This is a genomic window from Nostoc sp., from assembly GCF_036916975.1.
Classification (GTDB): domain Bacteria; phylum Cyanobacteriota; class Cyanobacteriia; order Cyanobacteriales; family Nostocaceae; genus Nostoc.
Map to the genome: position 1 here is coordinate 48,251 of NZ_JBALFF010000057.1, position 16,747 is coordinate 64,997.

A 16,747-nucleotide genomic window follows, 5' to 3' on the forward strand; every position below is an offset into this window, starting at 1 on the left:
AACTTGATTAACTAACTCTTGGAATGTAGCGACTTAGTATATCATCAAATATACTAAGTTTCTAACCCTCAACTCTGAGATAATCGTTTTACCTCTGCACCCGCCAACATCTGATGGGCTTGTGCCAAAATTTGGGGGATTTTATCGGCGTGGGGATTACGGGCGAGACATTGGCGCAAGTCTAATTCGTCTAGGCTCTGGGCTTTGTTGCCGGGAAACCAATGGCTGGCATTACCAAGCAGGTTATAACGCATTTTGGCATACTCTACCAGATCGTAGGCGATCGCTAGATTCCACAGCCACAAAATTACCCGAATATTTACCTCACCAGGGGTTTCCTCAAAGGTTGGTAGATTTGTTTCCCAAGATTTTACCCAATCTTCTCCCAAAGTAGCGATCGCTTCTGACTCTAACCTTGCTAAAATTGGTGGCAAAATTTCTGATGCCCCATCTATTAATTCTAAAGTCTTCAGGTGTTCATCAAAATCTTCTGGTTTTGCTGCTCCCAAACTTAGGGTATGCACCTCTTGATGACTCAAACAAAACAAATCATTAAACACCATTGGACTCAAAGGGGCGCAAAGATTTACTAATCTTTCTGGTGGTTTATACAATAAACCTCCTTTATCAGAAGGGCTAATAATAAACACCCCCATATCGTGGCGTTTAGCTGCTTCAATTGCTGCCCAATTCCATTGATTAATGTAGTACCAGTGCAGGTTTACGTAATCAAATTGATTGGTATTAATTGTCTGCACAATCATATCTGTTGAACCGTGTGTGGAAAAGCCAATAAATCTAACTTTTCCCTCTGCTTGCAACTGCTGCGCTACTGACAAACAGCCACCAGGACGGATGCTGTAGTCTAATAACTCAGCATTATTAATACCGTGCAACCCTAAAAGGTCAACATAATCTAGCTGGAGATTTTGCAATGATTGTTCAAAAGTGTTGCGGAATTCTTTCGCATCTGCCTTTAGGAGTATTTTGGTCTGAACAATCAACTTTTCACGGGGAAACTTAGGCAATATTCTCCCTAATTGCATTTCGGAAGTGCCATAACCACGAGCAGTTTCAATATGATTAATCCCAACCTCAACTGCCCTTCTAATAGTCGCTTCGAGATTCGCCTGGTTATCAACAGGAATTTCATTATTGGGAATATCTTCCCATTTGAACTGATATCTCATGCCACCGCAGGAAAACACTGGCATTTGTAATTCTGTGCGTCCAAATCGTCTATATAGCATCAGTAGATTGTGGATAGATTGTGGATTGCTTACCAACTTAAAATCTAACAACAACACCCATTAAAGTGTACATTGCCACAATAACAACATCTGTTTAATCTTGTGACACTAGCAAGATTCATTGCATATTAAGTAATTCTGTAAAATAACTTGAACACTTTTTAGGTGAAAACTAGAATCACAAGCGATTTCAGGTAAAACTTGTACAAGTTATTTTTAGATGATGCCTAAACTGTCCAGGCTTTGTGGTTATTGGATTGCAACCAGTATTCGAGTTCCATAACTTGATTTTATTCTGTAATATCAATTGAAGCCTTCATAGAAAGCTCTAATTTTTTAGCCATTAACCGGATGCTAGGCTCTGTAAAAATACTAAGGTGATCACCAGGAATTTCATGTATCTCCAATCCTCCACCCGCCAATTTAGTCCAACTTAGTTCAGGCTCATCCTGAAAACGCCTATCACTAGCCATAAAGAGGGTTATACGACCCAAATAAAGTTGTGGTATATACTTGGTTGCATATTCTTCTACAAGTTTGAAGTATGCCGCTCGGCTGACTAGATATTGGAGTTTTTTAATTCTGAGAAATTCATTTTTTAGAGCTATATTGGCATATTTTTGTGACACACGTTCTAGAAAATATTTTAAAAGATAGCTAGGTCCAATTTTTAAAAATTGATTCAAGTTGTATGATAGACTCTTGGACATCGACATTCTTTTCATTGTACCTGGTACATAAGAATCAAACAAAGCTAGTAAAGCTATGTCTTGACCTTGTGATGACAATTGTTGAGCCATTTCAAATGCTATAACTCCTCCAAAAGAATGACCTCCTAAAAAATAAGGGCCTTCAGGTTGGAGAGTTCTTATTTCATTGATGTAGCACGATGCTAATTCCTCTATTCCATTGAATCTAATTGGCATTCCCTGTCCATCCCGTGATATTAGGGCATAAACAGGTTGTTCTGAATCTAAATAAGGAACTAGAGACTGATATAAGTTAAATCCTTGACACAAAAATAAAGGTGGTTTAGAACCATTAGGTTTAATTGGTACTAAACACGACAAGGACGGCGAAAACTCTAATTTGCGAAGAATTATGGCTAGTTGCTCAATAGTCGGATTTTGATAAAGAATAGCCAAAGGCATATCTTTTTTAAAGGCTTTTTGGACTTGTGCAAATACCCGTATGGATAGCAACGAGTTGCCTCCTAAATCAAAAAAGTTATCTTTGATCCCAATAGGCTTGATACCTAGCACTTTTTCCCAAATCCTTGCCAGTTTGAGTTCCGTCTCATCGCTGGGAGCCGCAAAACTTTCTTCTGCTTGTTGTCTGGTTTGAGCAGGTTCTGGCAGAGAACGACGATCTATTTTGCCGTTAGGAGTCATTGGTAAAGCTTTCAATATCACAAAAGCTGAAGGCATCATGTAAATAGGTAGTTTCTCCTGTAAGAAACGACGCAGTTGCTCAACCTTAACTGTCTGTTCCTGGTTCAGAGTCAGATAAGCCACAAGACTTTTGTCACCGTGAACTTCTTCTCTAATGATGACAACAGCTTCTTTCACACAGGGGTGTTGTCTAAGAACAGCTTCAATTTCTCCTAATTCAATTCGGAAGCCACGTATTTTCACTTGGTGGTCAATCCGGCCAAGGAACTCGATATTACCATCGCTCAAGTAACGCGCCAAATCCCCAGTTTTGTAAAGACGTGCGCCAACTTTAGAACTAAAAGGGTGGAAAATGAACTTCTCTGTGGTTAATTCAGGACGGTTAAAATAGCCTCGCGCTAGACCAATCCCGCCAATGTATAGTTCACCTGATTTACCAACAGGCACAGGCTGCAAATTTTCATCAAGGATGTAAATATCTGCATTAGCAATAGGGCGACCAATTGGAGCAATGCTATAATTAGTGCTGCGCTGACAAGTCCACAGAGTGGCATCAATAGAAGCTTCTGTCGGACCATAGCAATTATGGAAAACATTGTCCAAATTCAGTTGGGCAAAGAATTTTTCTATGAGTTCGCTAGGTAAAGCTTCACCACCGCAGGTAACATGCCTAAGAAATCGGCAATTCTCAATTCCCTTCTCTTCCAGTAAAACACGCAGTATAGAAGGTACTAAGCCCAAGACAGTAATTTGCCGTTCAGTAATCACCTTGACAAGGTAAGCAGTGTCTTGATGTCCACCAGGGCGAGCTATGATTAATTGCCCCCCGAAGCACAAAGGCCAGAATATTTGCCACACTGAAGGGTCGAAGCTAAAAGAAATAGTCAGTAAAACTTTATCTGCTTGAGTTAATCTAAAAGTTGTTTGCCGCCAGTATAATTGATTGCAGATACCACGATGAGGGATCATTACACCCTTGGGTTGTCCTGTAGAACCAGATGTGTAAATTACGTAGATCAGGTTATCAGTCGTCGTTTGATTTACAGGATTTTCTTGACTTTTTTGGGTGTTACCTTGCCAGTTTGAGTCTAGACAAACCACTTGCGCCTGATGCGGTGGTAGGTTCTTGACCAATTTTTGTTGGGTCAACAACACTGGTGTCTGGGTATCTGATAAGATGAAGGCTAAACGCTCTGGGGGATATGCCGGATCTAAAGGCACATAAGCGCCTCCAGCTTTTAGAATACCCAGTACTCCTACGATCATCTCCAAGGAGCGCTCCAGGCAAATCCCTACAAGAACTTCAGGCCCAACGCCCAAAGTACGTAAGTGGTGTGCTAGTTGATTTGCTCGCTGGTTTAACTGCTGATAAGTAAGTTGTATATCTTCAAAGACTACAGCAATTGCTTGGGGCGATCGCTCTACTTGCATCTCAAACATCTCATGGATGCAAAAATCCCGATCAAGTACTTGGGTATCATTCCATCCCTCTAGAACTTGAGTACCAATGCTGTGAGTTAAGGTATTTAACGGAATATTTTGCTTATACTCTGGAGCCTGGCTATTTATCTGCATTTTCTATATATCAACTCCATCAAAAAATGCCATTGTTTTAATTTATTATTTATTCTAAATGTTTTTATTCAAAATTATTTGTGAAACTGCATATTAATGAATGAATGCGCTCAGGATATAGAGCTAGCTAGGCTTAAGGGCAGGCTGGTGCGCGAACCGTTTCTGATTTGCAATATTCAAGCTAATAATTATATACATCCTCAAATATAATTATACTAAAAACTCTAGCTAATGGATTTTTCTTCAACATAAATAATCACCAAATTTTTACTAAATAAATATTTTATTCTTAACTAAAATTTTAAAATACATTTAAATTTAAAACTTCCCTGACTGCATTGTTGAGTTCCAGTCAGGGAGAAGTTTAATTTCCGACTTAGGTTTATTTAACAAATAATTTTTTTGGCTTTTTCCTGGAAATATACGATTTAAATGCAATAACTAAAAATAATTTATCTTTTTTTACGAAAATTTGCTGAATAAAACAATAATTATTACCGAATCTTCATTATGTTTATTCAAATGTAAAAATAGTGTAAAGCTAAAAAAATGATTCTCTCTAACTAAGTAAAAATGTCTATAATGCAGATATCACAAGACTCACGCATATCAAACACTGCTGATATTACTCTATGACAAATTCTGAAGAGATGCCCATCAAACTTAGTCAAGCTCAACCACAACAGGAAGTAATTATGTAAAGTTTTGTAACGATAATCAAATTTTTGATGCTTTTTGTTATATCTTATGTGTGTAAGTTTTGTTAATCAGTAATTATGCGTAAACAAACAGAGAACTTCTAAGCAAAGCTGAATTATTCTAGCTAAACATGCTACAGTAATTTCCGAAAGGATATACTTGTCTAAATAGAAGTCGAAATCTGCAATGGAACTGTAGTAACTCAGTTCAAGTGTTACGCACCTTAAAAATCTTTCTTAATATTCGTACCTGACCGACTTGATTATTTATGTCAGGGATTTTATTCAATTATTAAGTTAACTCACCAAAAAATCCTTTTATTTGGTATCAAAGCTCAAAATTTCCAGGCTAGACTGGATTCTACCCTGCAACAAAAGCTAAGTATTTGGGTAGTAACCGCACTAAAACCGACCTCGGAAGATGCTTTTGATCAAAAATTTAAATTTCGTGAAAAGATAATGATTAATAGTAGGCTACAAAGTCCAGGTTTATTTAAAATAAAAATGTGAGATACTCTACTTGTCTTAATATAAGCCTCAATCAAATTTTAACTACACCAAGTATTTCTATATGAGTAATCAAAGCATTACAACAAGTAAATTCAATGAAGTGCCTTTAGATTTACGTGCATCTTCATTTGCCAGGGTACGCAAGGGTTCGTGGTGGTTGAGATTAACAACATTGTTTTTAGTAGACTACACTCTTTTATCCTTGGCTTGGGTTTTAGCTGGATATGAATCCTCTTATGGGCATTTGCCTTCGTATATACAAAGTCATTATTTGCCGATTTTAATAACTATTGCGATTCAAATAGGCTCATTAGCTATCGAGGGTATTTATCGAGAAGGTCAAAAACGCTATGACTATCTCAATATTATAAAATCGCTAACTTTTGCTCATGGGTTAATACTCCTAGTTTGCCTTTTATATAAGCCAGTTATCGATATTACACGCCCCAAATTAATATTATTATCTTGGGTACTAAGTATATTATTTGTTTGCACGGGAAGATATGCAATAAATATTACTCTTGAATACCTGCGTAAGCAGAAAAAAATAGTTCGTTCTTCTGTCTTTATTATTTGTGATCTTCAAGACCATGAGCAGATAGCTAGCTTTATAAAAAAAGAAAAACATTATATTGTATCTGGAACTGCTAAAGCTAATGCATTAGATAGATATCAACGTCAAAAAACATTGAATCAACTTAATGAATTAGGTGTAACAGAAGTTTTTATATCTTGGGATGCTCTAAAAAATAGAATGTTTTTATGCTGGTTATTTCAAGCATCTGGCATCCAAGTACATATTTTGCCGATGGAACTAAAACCAATTTATAAAAACATAGAATTTAATAAAATAGGGGGAATGCCTTGTCTGAGTTTGGATTGTCCGATAATTACAGGGAAAGATTTTTGGATAAAACGCAGTTGTGATTTTTGCTTTGCGACTTTATTTATAATGTTATCATTCCCTATTTATATAGCTATAGCTATAGCTATAAAACTGGACTCTCCGGGCACAGTATTTTACAGACAAACCCGTATAGGTTTACATGGGCAACAGTTTAAAGTATGGAAATTCAGAACTATGAGGTCTGATGCAGAAAAATTCCAGAAAGAATTAGAAGCATTAAATGAAACGAAAGATGGCATTATCTTTAAAATTAAAGACGATCCTCGTATTACCCGTGTTGGAAAATTCCTTCGACGTTACAGTTTAGACGAATTACCTCAACTTTTTAACGTTATCCTTGGAGAAATGAGCATAGTAGGACCTCGGCCTTTACCTATTAGAGATGTAGATAAGTTTTCGGAACATCATTTTATACGGCATGAAGTTTTACCTGGGATTACAGGTCTTTGGCAAGTCTCAGGTCGGTCTGATATTTTAGATTTTGAACAAGTAATAAATCTTGATCTTAACTACATCGAAAATTGGTCGCTTGGGTTAGACTTTGAAATTCTCCTCAAAACAGTTATGGTAGTTTTGAAAAAAGAAGGTGCCTACTAAGGTCAGAAAAAGAAAATTATAGCGGACAGCAATTAATTATAAGGATTGAGACAATTATTGCTGTCTCCATTAAAGCTTCTGTATTTTAGCCATTAAATAAACTCAATTTGTGAAATATATAGGTATTGGCAATTCAATATAAGCGAATTAAGGTTAATTATTTAATTTAGGAATGGTAGAAACATGTAAATTTATAAGTAATGCTTATTACCAATACATTAAAAATCTTGGGAGGTGTGCCAGTTCTTTCGCAATATTGAGTGAGTTAATAGATGCAGCTTTAATGGCATTATTAATGAATATTCTAGGTTTTGGTTTTAGGCAGTTTATTTATTTCACTTATATTCGCTTATTTTCATCAGATTTATGCTCAATCATGGGGCGACGGTTAATAATAAGTATTGTAATTTTACCTAGATTCGTAATTAGGGCAAAACAAAAGTTATTTTGTACTTTATATTGACTACCATTTATTGCTGTTTTATCTAAGAATTTGTGCGTTTGGCAGGTTTGGTTTTTTGTGGATAAAAGTTTTAATAGAGCAAAAAAAATTTTAAAATAAAATCCTAGCAGGAAGGCATCCAAATTTGTTGAATAAATAATTGTAGGTGATAATATAATCTTGATTATGATTAAAATTGCGTTATTACATTTTGGTTTTGAAGACTATACCATCGAATTAGCAAACAGTCTGGCTAAATATGTTGATTTAACACTGATTCATCCGCAAAAAGTCTCAGATGTTTGTATCAATGTTATTGATCCTAGTATCCGCGTCATTAGCTTTAAAAAACCACGGATTCGCGACCTGCGTAACATATTGTCTATGGGCGCTATGATGCATATAATCAAAGACATACAGCCAGATGTTTTACATGTGCAAGAAACTAACGATCCTTGGTACGATTGGACATTGTTACTCAACAAGATGCCACCCTTGGTGACAACTATCCACGATATATTCCGTCACCCAGGTGATAGTATGGCTGTATTCGGTTCAGAGTATACTAGGCGTATTGCTTTCTACCGTTCTCAACAATTGATTGTCCATACTCATCCACTAAAAAATATTTTAATTGAACAATTTAATTTACCTCAAGAGCGAGTCAATATTATACCGCATGGCGAACTTGGTAGTTTGTATCAGCGTCGGAGTAATCACAAGAGTCAGCCTCGTGAGCCAAATACATTGCTATTTTTTGGACGCATCTGGCCTTATAAAGGATTAAAATATTTGCTTGAAGCTATGCCTTTAATTGCTGAACGTGTGCCTGAAGTGAAACTGATTATTGCGGGACAAGGAGAAAACATTAAACAATATTTCCCTGATGGCTATGATGAAAAACGCTACGAGATTATCAATGACTTTATACCCCTTGAAGAAGTAAGTAATCTATTTCAACGCAGCACAGTAACACTTTTACCATACATAGAAGCTTCTCAAAGTGGTGTGGCAGCCCTATCTTATGGAATGGGAACACCGGTTATAGCCTCTGAGGTAGGGGGATTAAGTGAAATAGTTCAGGATAAAAAAGATGGGTTGTTAGTTCCTGCCTGTGATAGTCGATCCTTAGCTGATGCCATAATTTGTTTACTAAGCGATCGCGACTTGCAACAACGTATGCAAACTGCGGCACTAACTCGTTGTCAGGAAGATTTAAATTGGTCAAATATTGCCGCTCAAACTGTGGAAGTCTATCAAAAAACCATAAAAACGAGGCATTAAAAGCACTATACTTATTACTTTGGCATTTAAGGAACATAATAATTAGAAATTTAAAAAACAAAGTATTTGCCAAAATCCACTGATACTAGCAACGACTAATGACTGGCTCGCTTAATATATTTTATATATGTATACATGATGATAGATATAATAAAAAATGAGAAAATTTTTAATTTCTGGTGAACAAATACTTACATTCGCTTGCTTGATGCTCTACTCAGGAACTCCGCTAGATGCTTTTCTAACAGATGGCTATACTGTACAAGAGGGTGATAGAACTATATTTCGACTCCTTTATACTTTTACATATATAGTTAGCCTTTCCTTGATTGCTCTACGCTGGAAGAAGGTTACTTACGTTTTTAGCAGAGATAAGTTTATTTGGATATTGATTGGAGTTTGTGCACTTTCTAGTTTTTGGTCTTTAGATGCAGGCATTACTTTACGTCGCGCTATTGGTTTGGCAGGAACAAGTATCTTTGGACTTTATTTAGCTTCACGATACACCATAAACCAGCAACTGAAGTTATGTGCATACATGCTTGGCATTTCAGCAGTAATGTGTTTTGTATTTGTTATATTGATACCCAAATATGGTTTGTCAGGCGGTATTGATGGAAATACTTGGCGAGGAATATTCCAAACGAAGAATGTTCTTGGCAAGAGATTTGTACTTAGTGGAGCAGTATTTTTCTTCCTTGCCATGACTACTCAAAAAAATCGCTTGGTTTTATGGGTTGGCTATATTACTTCTGGATTACTTGTAATACTATCAAAATCAACAACATCTGTAGGTAATTTTATAATCATTACAGGTGCTTTTCTTATATATTATCGAATTTTAAACTTAAAGTATAAAATAATGATACCTGTTGTAACGTTTGTGTTAACATTTGCTATCGCTTTTTATACATGGTTTCTCTCCAATGCTGATACAATTCTTGGCTCAGTAGGTAAGGACACAACACTCACTGGACGTGCAGAATTATGGCCTGCTGTGTTGCAGATGATTGCAAAAAAACCGTGGCTAGGATATGGCTATGGAGCATTCTGGACAGAGAACGGTGAGTCTTCTATTATTGTACAAACCGTAGAATGGAATGCTCCTAATGCTCACAATGGTTTTTTGGATCTATGGCTAGCATTGGGTCTATTAGGAGTTTTGATTTTTCTAATTGGGTTCGTTATTAATTTATTAAGAGGACTATATTTAATCCGGTGGAATCAGACATCTGAAAATTTATGGCTTTTAGTCTATCTTACCTATATTATTCTTTCAAATCTAACCGAAACTACATTATTAGAGCAAAATAGCCTGGAATGGATACTTTATGTATCGGCAATATTATCAAGCAAAGTTTCTATACGTACAAATTTGTCAAAATAAAATCAATAGGTTTACTCGATATTAAAAGAAAGTGGGAGCGTTTTGAATCTGGTAAAATCAATCAAACTTTAACTTGTGATTCTTTCGATCATGTATTAATCAAAAAGAGACCAAACATTCAAAAATTACAGCTAATGTGTCGAACTAATAGTCTCAAGATTATCATATTAAGTTCTAGCTTAGTCCAGCAGAGTGTTATTTACGGTTATGAGAAACTGTCATGGCTGAAATTGATTATCTTCTGAGATAGCACCCCAGGAGCAACGCAAAATGGAGAAGATCCTTGAGTGGCAATATCAAGCTCCAAAACTGTTAGAGGCTGCTGATAAAATTTGGCAAAGTTAGTAGTTACTTTAAATTTCGGAAGGAACTAAATTTGTAACTTAATATAGTCTATACTATTGTCATATTGTCAAATCGCATCAGTCTTGTCGCAGTGGTTTGTGCATTCTCTAAGTAAGGGAATTTTTAGTTTCTTGCTTAAAACCTGTACTTTTGAAGATTTATGTCAGAAAAATCTATGGAATCTAGAGAATCTATCGATTTAGACCTTAGTCGTTACTTATTGATATTAAAACGATGGTGGCTACCTGCAACTGCGATATTTGCAGCTACTGTTATGCTCAGTGTTATAGCTACACAATTTATGAAGCCATCCTATGAAGCTGAAGGAAAACTGTTATTTAGAATTCCTTCTTTTAAAGTAGTAGGCTCCAATCTTTTGCCTACTAACACTGAAGGAGGAGATGCAGGAGATTTAAAATCCCTGCTAGCAACTCAAAATCCTATAAACACTCAAATAGAAGTTATTTCTTCACCTACTCTATTGCAGCGAACAATAGACAAACTAGGGCTTAAAGACGAAGAAGGTAAACCCATAAAGGTAGACCAACTACGGAAAGCCGTAATTATGAAGGTTGTTAACGGCACAGATGTATTGGGAATTAGGTATAGCAGCCATGACCCCGAACAATCAGCGGCAGTGGTCAACACAATCATGAATCTTTATTTAGAAAATGATATTTTGACAAATCGCTCTGAGGCAGCAGCAACTCGTCAATTTATTGCCAAGCAGCTTCCTAAAACTCAAGAGGCTGTTAATAATGCAGAAGTAGCGCTACGTATATTTAAACAGAAGCATCAGATAGCAGATTTATCAGAGGAGACAAGGTCAGCCGTTGCAACTATTGGAAATCTAGACAATGAGATGAATACTGTTAAGGCTCAACTGGATGAGGTAAACGCCCAAACCAATGAACTGCGCCACAAAGTAGAGCTAAATTCTCAGGAAGCGATCGCTGTGAGTGCCCTCAGTCAGTCGCCAGCAGTACAGGGAGTTCTTACACAACTTCAAGATACCGATCGACAGCTAGCGGTTGAACGTAGCCGTTTTCTAGATAACAACCCCGTAATTATTAACTTAGAAGCAAAGAGAGCTAGCTTAAAATCCCTCTTGCAACAGCAAGTTGGTCAGACTGTTGGTAATCAAACACCAATTCCGCAGAGCCTATTGCAGATTGGAGAACTTAGGCAAAACCTGATCCAAAATTTTCTGCAATCAGAAATACAGCGCTTTGGTTTAGCTAAAAGACTCTCCTCTCTAAATAATTCCCGTTCTGCTTACGAGCAGCGAGTAAAACTGATACCTCAATTAGCACAAAATCAGCGGGAATTAGAACGGAAAGTCGAAGTTGCAGAATCGACATATCAAACTCTTTTGAAAAAGGTTCAAGAATTACAGTTAGTTGAGAATACCAATACAGCCAGTTCGCGGATTATTGTTCCGGCTTTAGTGCCAGATAAGCCATCAATAGGCAAAAAAATTATTGTTCTATTGCTAGGAGTGATGTTCGGTTTATTTTTGGCTACTACAAGTGTTCTCTTACTAAGCATGAGAGATAGATCTTTGAAAACACTTAAGGAAGTCCGAGATGTATTTAGATATACATTGCTAGGAATTGTTCCTTTGTCTGTTAAAAAGGTTCGCTCCCGTTATTCAAATGTAGAAGAAAAAATTGCTGTCAGAGATACGCCTTACTCTTTAACTAGCGAAATGTACCGAATGATTCAAGCAAATCTGAAATTCCTGAGTTCAGATAAAGTGCTGAAAACTATCGTGGTAACTAGCGCAGTTCCTAAAGAAGGCAAGTCTACAGTTTCAGCTAATTTAGCAGCAGCGATCGCTCAACTAGGGCGTAAAGTTTTATTAATTGATGCAGATATGCGAGTTCCTTCTCAGCATCATCTTTGGCAGCTAACCAATGCAGTTGGTTTAAGTGAAGTTCTTGTAGGTCAGGCTGAATTTGACGTTACTGTATCTAGGGTAATGGATAATCTTGATGTCTTAACTGCCGGAGTTAGACCTCCCAACCCACTTGCTTTGCTTGACTCGAAACGGATGGCATCATTAATTGAAAATTTCTCATCTCAACATAATTATGATTTTGTAATTATTGATGCTCCTCCCCTGCTTTTGGCAGCCGATGCTTTGACTTTAAGCCAAATGACTGACGGTATTTTGTTAGTAGCTCGACCTGGGGTAATCGATTCTAACAGTGCTAACGCTGCTCAAGAGATGTTAGAAAGATCTAATTACAATGTACTAGGCTTAGTCGTGAATGGAATCATTGATAAAAATGAATCTAGTAGTTATCTATATCACGATCATGAATATTTTAAACCAACAAAGTTGGCAAAAGAGTTTCAGAAACTTGCAAACAAATAAAACTTTCAAAGGTTAGGAACTACTGCAATACATATTAATAAAACATGATCCTAATTCATGTGAGAGTTTGAAATGGGGAATGTAGGTTAAAACCTACAGTTCGCCCATTTTATTTTGAATTTTTTAGGGCTTACGCAAAAACCCTCTTAAACTCTCATTTCTCCGTGACCTCTGCATCCTCTGTGGTTCGTTTTCCGTTATCTGTGCGTAAGGGGTAGAAGCACCACTGGTAGAGAAATGGGGGATTTAGACCTTAGACCCATGCTACGCTCTCATTCACAGCAGTTCTTGATGGGGTCATTTCCCCCTACTAAGTGTCCCTTTCAAGAACTACCTTTTGCTTGAAGCAACAGCTAGCTTTAGCAGGTAATTACTTATGCCTTAGTGTAGCCTGATATACATATTACCTATCTTCGCAAACGCTGAAACTTTGATTATTTACCACCACACTTTTTCTTAGTTCCTAATAAATGAGCGAACAGTGTGTTATAAAAATGAGTTGTAGACAAAAACGCTGGATAAATTAGGATTTGGCCATACAACTCAATTCCATACTTTTAACTACTACCGCATTTCGTATGCCCCTCTATCGGATCGTGAACCCTTCACACGAGGGTCGCCTAGAAAATCGGTTTTCACACTATTGAACTTCATACCACTATTGATTGCTGGACTAGCCCACTTCAGCCTAAAATCACCATCCGAGGCATTCATAAACTGTGAATCTGCAATAATATCACTAGGTCCAGAAGCACTTATCGAGGAACTATTCGCGTTGAGGTTGTAGTCAAACCTAATGTTGCTACCACCCCATCTCCCGTTTATCGGTTTCCCACGCTCAGAATAAAGGATGTTATTGAGAACGTTGATATTATTTGAATCATTAACCGAGATTTGCCCGTATGCAATTTCCGGACTTTGGTTATTCAGATAACTAGTGTTGTAGACAATATCGATATTCTCACTTTGAAATGTATGAATGCCACCACCACCATTTTTATATGTGATGTTGTCGGCAATCAAAGTACGCCCTCGATACGGACTCAATCTTGATCCCTTTTGCTTATTCATTGCGCGATCAATAATAATGCCATTACCGTCTTGGATCTTGCCATTACGCATCCAGGGAACGAGCATTTGATTGTTGTAAACCCTGTTTCTGGTCACAAACATCTTATAGTTTTGGTTGTTGTCAGAATTCCAATTGTTGAGCAGCGAAATGCCACTACAGCCGTAAACTGAGTACCAGGCATTATTGAACACCTCGTTATTCTCTATTGTTACATAGTCTGATTCAGTCGCTGAAATGCCTCCGCCTCCACAATCATGTACCTTGTTGTTGAGAATTCGTATATGGTGGGTGTGACCATTTTGTGTTCCATCTATGCTGATGCAATTTCCATTGGTCAGTGGGTTTGATTGGTTATACTTCTGACTTACTCCATAACGACGGGTCATATTGCCATTGTTCCCTGCAACCTCCAACCCGTTAATTTCAATATATGATGCTCCATTGGAAATCCAAATTCCATGCCATCCATTGTGCTGAAGTTTCGGTCTATGTCCAGGATATGCTTTATACCTAATCCATGCCTTTGCCCTTCCAGAGCGTTTAATATCTACTACCGTTCCAGTTGGATATGCATTCTTGTATACCCCGTCCATAATAAGTACCGTGTCTCCAGGGTTAGTCAGGTCTGCCGCCCTTTGAATTGTCCTAAAGGCAGATGAGGTAGTGCGTCCGCTATTTTTATCGTTTCCTTTACCACTAACATAATATTTTGTCGCAGTTGGAACCTCACTGATCAGCTTGCGGCTTGGTAGTGGCATTTCTTGATCGGTGGATGACTGATGAACATCTTTAACAAAAGACTTTGTGATTCTCTGTCCTTGAACCACACCTGTTAATGCCCAGGGAAGTATAAGAGATGCGCTCAAACTGAGAAAACCTAAACCATGAATCATCATAGGGAAAAATAGGGTATGTTGCAAAAACTGATTTGTCAACGGTCAGTAACTCTAGCCTTAGTCAGTAACTCAGTATTGGTTACAGTCGTGTAACTGCCATTTGTAAGTTTATACACCGTTTCTCAGGTGTTAACCTGAGAATTACCACGTAAATATGGCTAAAAAGCCTTTTTAGCTTGTCTTCCAAAAAATAGCAACTATATAGTAAAAGTACTGAAGGAAAATGATTCAGTATCCAGCGCTACTTCATTAATGGACACCAAGCAAGTGTACAAATGGCGTCATTTCCAATTCGACATTATTGTACTGTGTATACGGGATATCTGTGGTTAAGATACTATATATGTCATCAATTAGTTAATTTAGTTAAATAATTCTTATGATAATAATAATCAGTAAGGAGTTTATAAGCAATATATCATGGTTTTTACGCCTATATCTTTTAAAGTATTATCATTCTCATTAAATATTAGGTAACTAAAACAAAGTTTGAAAAAGCGTATCAATAGCAGATTAAAAATTTTCGGTGAAAACTTTAGGTCTATAATATTTGTAAGCAAGTAATACTACTTAAAAAGATATTAAAATTAGGATATAAAATACAATTTTCGACGAAGTGATCGCTCCATGTAAGCCAGTTCTCTACGCTAGTCTTGCCTTATCCCGTGGCCTTGACGGTGCATAGGTTTCTTTGCCATACCATAGGAGTACGAGAATAGCTATTCTAACCTAGAAGTTTTTTTTGAAATAAGAGACGCGTTGCATAGCTTGCTTCTCTGGAAGAATACGGTTCTACGCATCATATTTAAACACATCATTTAAGCAAGTAGGCAAGAATAAATAAAACTATAGCAGTTGCCATAACGATTAGGACGCTAGATGTAAGATATGCTCCATCGCATCCCGTAGACACTATGGATTGGATCACCATAATAGCGAAAATCGTAACTGTAGGGTTTAGCCATAGCAAATCAGACCATAGTAGGTCATGATAATACTTTTAGTCTACGTCCTAATAGACTAGACGGTTGCTATATTGGATGAGACTAAACATCTTGATACATCAGGGTTGAGGATGACGTTCAAACTGTATTACACCGAAGTGAAAATCGCTTGGAATGATTAAGTTGCCCGATCGATTTTTTGCACTTCTTCATCAGATAGTTTCACATTGATAGCTTGGGCTGAGTCTTCAATGCTAGAAACCTTACTAGCACCAGGAATTGGCAAAATAGCGGGCGACTTGGAACGCAACCACGCCAAAACGATATTATATATTGAAACGCCTTTTTCTTTAGCTAAGTTAGCGATCGCAGGGATATCTTGCAAATCCTGATGGCGACGCCTACCACCAAAGGGACTCCAAGGCAAAAAGGTCAATCCTTGTTGTTCGCAATACTTCAACACGCCGTCATTTTCTGGCTGTCTTTGCCAAGGGCTGTATTGATTCTGCACTGAGATAATATCCACTACATCCCGCGCCCGTTTAATTTGTTCAACAGAAAAGTTAGAAACTCCCACAAACCGAATCAAACCTCCCTCCACTGCTTCTTTAACTGGCGCAAGGGATTCTTCGATTGTGTACTTAGAATCGGGCGAATGGTATTGCCAAACATCAATGGGTTTAGCACCACCCAACGCCTCAAAACTGACTCGAATTGTTTCGCGTAAATGTTCTGGGTTACCGTTGCTTGTCCAGTTTCCATTGGGACGCATCAAACCGCCCTTGGTTGCCACAATTACTTGGCTAACATCGCCTTTGTAACTACTAAGTGCCTTGTGAATTAGCCGCTCGTTGTGGTGCTTATCTGATTCATCTTTGCAGTAAGAGTCCGCAGTGTCAATAAATGTAATACCTAGATCCAAAGCCCGATGAATGACTTGAATTGATTCCGATTCGGGAGGGCGATTGGAGATTGACATAGGCATACCACCTAAAGCGATCGCACTTACAAATGTACCAGTTTTTCCTAGCTGTTTAGTTTCCATGTTTCTAATTCTAGCTTTCTGCCC

At 37.5% G+C, this 16,747-nt stretch carries 8 protein-coding genes; 4 read left to right on the top strand and 4 right to left on the bottom strand.

The genetic code is table 11. The features are described 5' to 3' along the window. Window positions 1–68: 68 nt before the first annotated feature. Window positions 69–1,250 (bottom strand): aldo/keto reductase, encoded by a 1,182-nt coding sequence (locus V7K73_RS13545; RefSeq protein ID WP_334880716.1) that lies wholly within the window; start codon window positions 1,248–1,250, stop codon window positions 69–71. A 290-nt stretch (window positions 1,251–1,540) separates the two neighbouring features. Next, on the bottom strand, window positions 1,541–4,216 hold the full coding sequence (locus tag V7K73_RS13550; RefSeq protein WP_334880718.1) for a non-ribosomal peptide synthetase: 2,676 nt from the start codon (window positions 4,214–4,216) through the stop codon (window positions 1,541–1,543). 1,269 nt (window positions 4,217–5,485) lie between these two features. Here V7K73_RS13550 and V7K73_RS13555 point away from each other — a divergent pair. The 4 genes from V7K73_RS13555 (at window position 5,486) to V7K73_RS13570 (ending at window position 12,766) form a co-directional block, all read left to right on the top strand. Further along, entirely contained in the window at window positions 5,486–6,928 is a 1,443-nt protein-coding gene (locus V7K73_RS13555; protein ID WP_334880720.1) for a sugar transferase, read from the top strand. 628 nt (window positions 6,929–7,556) lie between these two features. Continuing rightward, window positions 7,557–8,654, top strand: a complete 1,098-nt coding sequence (locus V7K73_RS13560; RefSeq protein WP_334880721.1) for a glycosyltransferase family 4 protein — start codon at window positions 7,557–7,559, stop codon at window positions 8,652–8,654. A gap of 157 nt (window positions 8,655–8,811) precedes the next feature. Then, window positions 8,812–10,041: an O-antigen ligase family protein gene (locus tag V7K73_RS13565; RefSeq protein WP_334880723.1), complete on the top strand. Its 1,230-nt coding sequence runs from the start codon at window positions 8,812–8,814 to the stop codon at window positions 10,039–10,041. A gap of 505 nt (window positions 10,042–10,546) precedes the next feature. Next, entirely contained in the window at window positions 10,547–12,766 is a 2,220-nt protein-coding gene (locus tag V7K73_RS13570; RefSeq protein ID WP_334880725.1) for a GumC family protein, read from the top strand. Window positions 12,767–13,330: 564 nt separating this feature from the next. Here V7K73_RS13570 and V7K73_RS13575 read toward each other — a convergent pair. Next, on the bottom strand, window positions 13,331–14,773 hold the full coding sequence (locus V7K73_RS13575) for a right-handed parallel beta-helix repeat-containing protein (protein WP_334880726.1): 1,443 nt from the start codon (window positions 14,771–14,773) through the stop codon (window positions 13,331–13,333). Window positions 14,774–15,856: 1,083 nt separating this feature from the next. Next, window positions 15,857–16,723 carry an aldo/keto reductase gene (locus V7K73_RS13580; protein WP_334880727.1) on the bottom strand — a complete coding sequence of 289 codons (867 nt, stop codon included), beginning with the start codon at window positions 16,721–16,723 and terminating at the stop codon, window positions 15,857–15,859. Window positions 16,724–16,747: the final 24 nt, after the last annotated feature.

Coding starts and splice junctions, on each gene's coding strand:
- V7K73_RS13545 (WP_334880716.1), bottom strand. CDS start 1,250: ATGCTATATAGACGATTTGGACGCACAGAATTACAAATGCCAGTGTTT.
- V7K73_RS13550 (WP_334880718.1), bottom strand. CDS start 4,216: ATGCAGATAAATAGCCAGGCTCCAGAGTATAAGCAAAATATTCCGTTA.
- V7K73_RS13555 (WP_334880720.1), top strand. CDS start 5,486: ATGAGTAATCAAAGCATTACAACAAGTAAATTCAATGAAGTGCCTTTA.
- V7K73_RS13560 (WP_334880721.1), top strand. CDS start 7,557: ATGATTAAAATTGCGTTATTACATTTTGGTTTTGAAGACTATACCATC.
- V7K73_RS13565 (WP_334880723.1), top strand. CDS start 8,812: ATGAGAAAATTTTTAATTTCTGGTGAACAAATACTTACATTCGCTTGC.
- V7K73_RS13570 (WP_334880725.1), top strand. CDS start 10,547: ATGTCAGAAAAATCTATGGAATCTAGAGAATCTATCGATTTAGACCTT.
- V7K73_RS13580 (WP_334880727.1), bottom strand. CDS start 16,723: ATGGAAACTAAACAGCTAGGAAAAACTGGTACATTTGTAAGTGCGATC.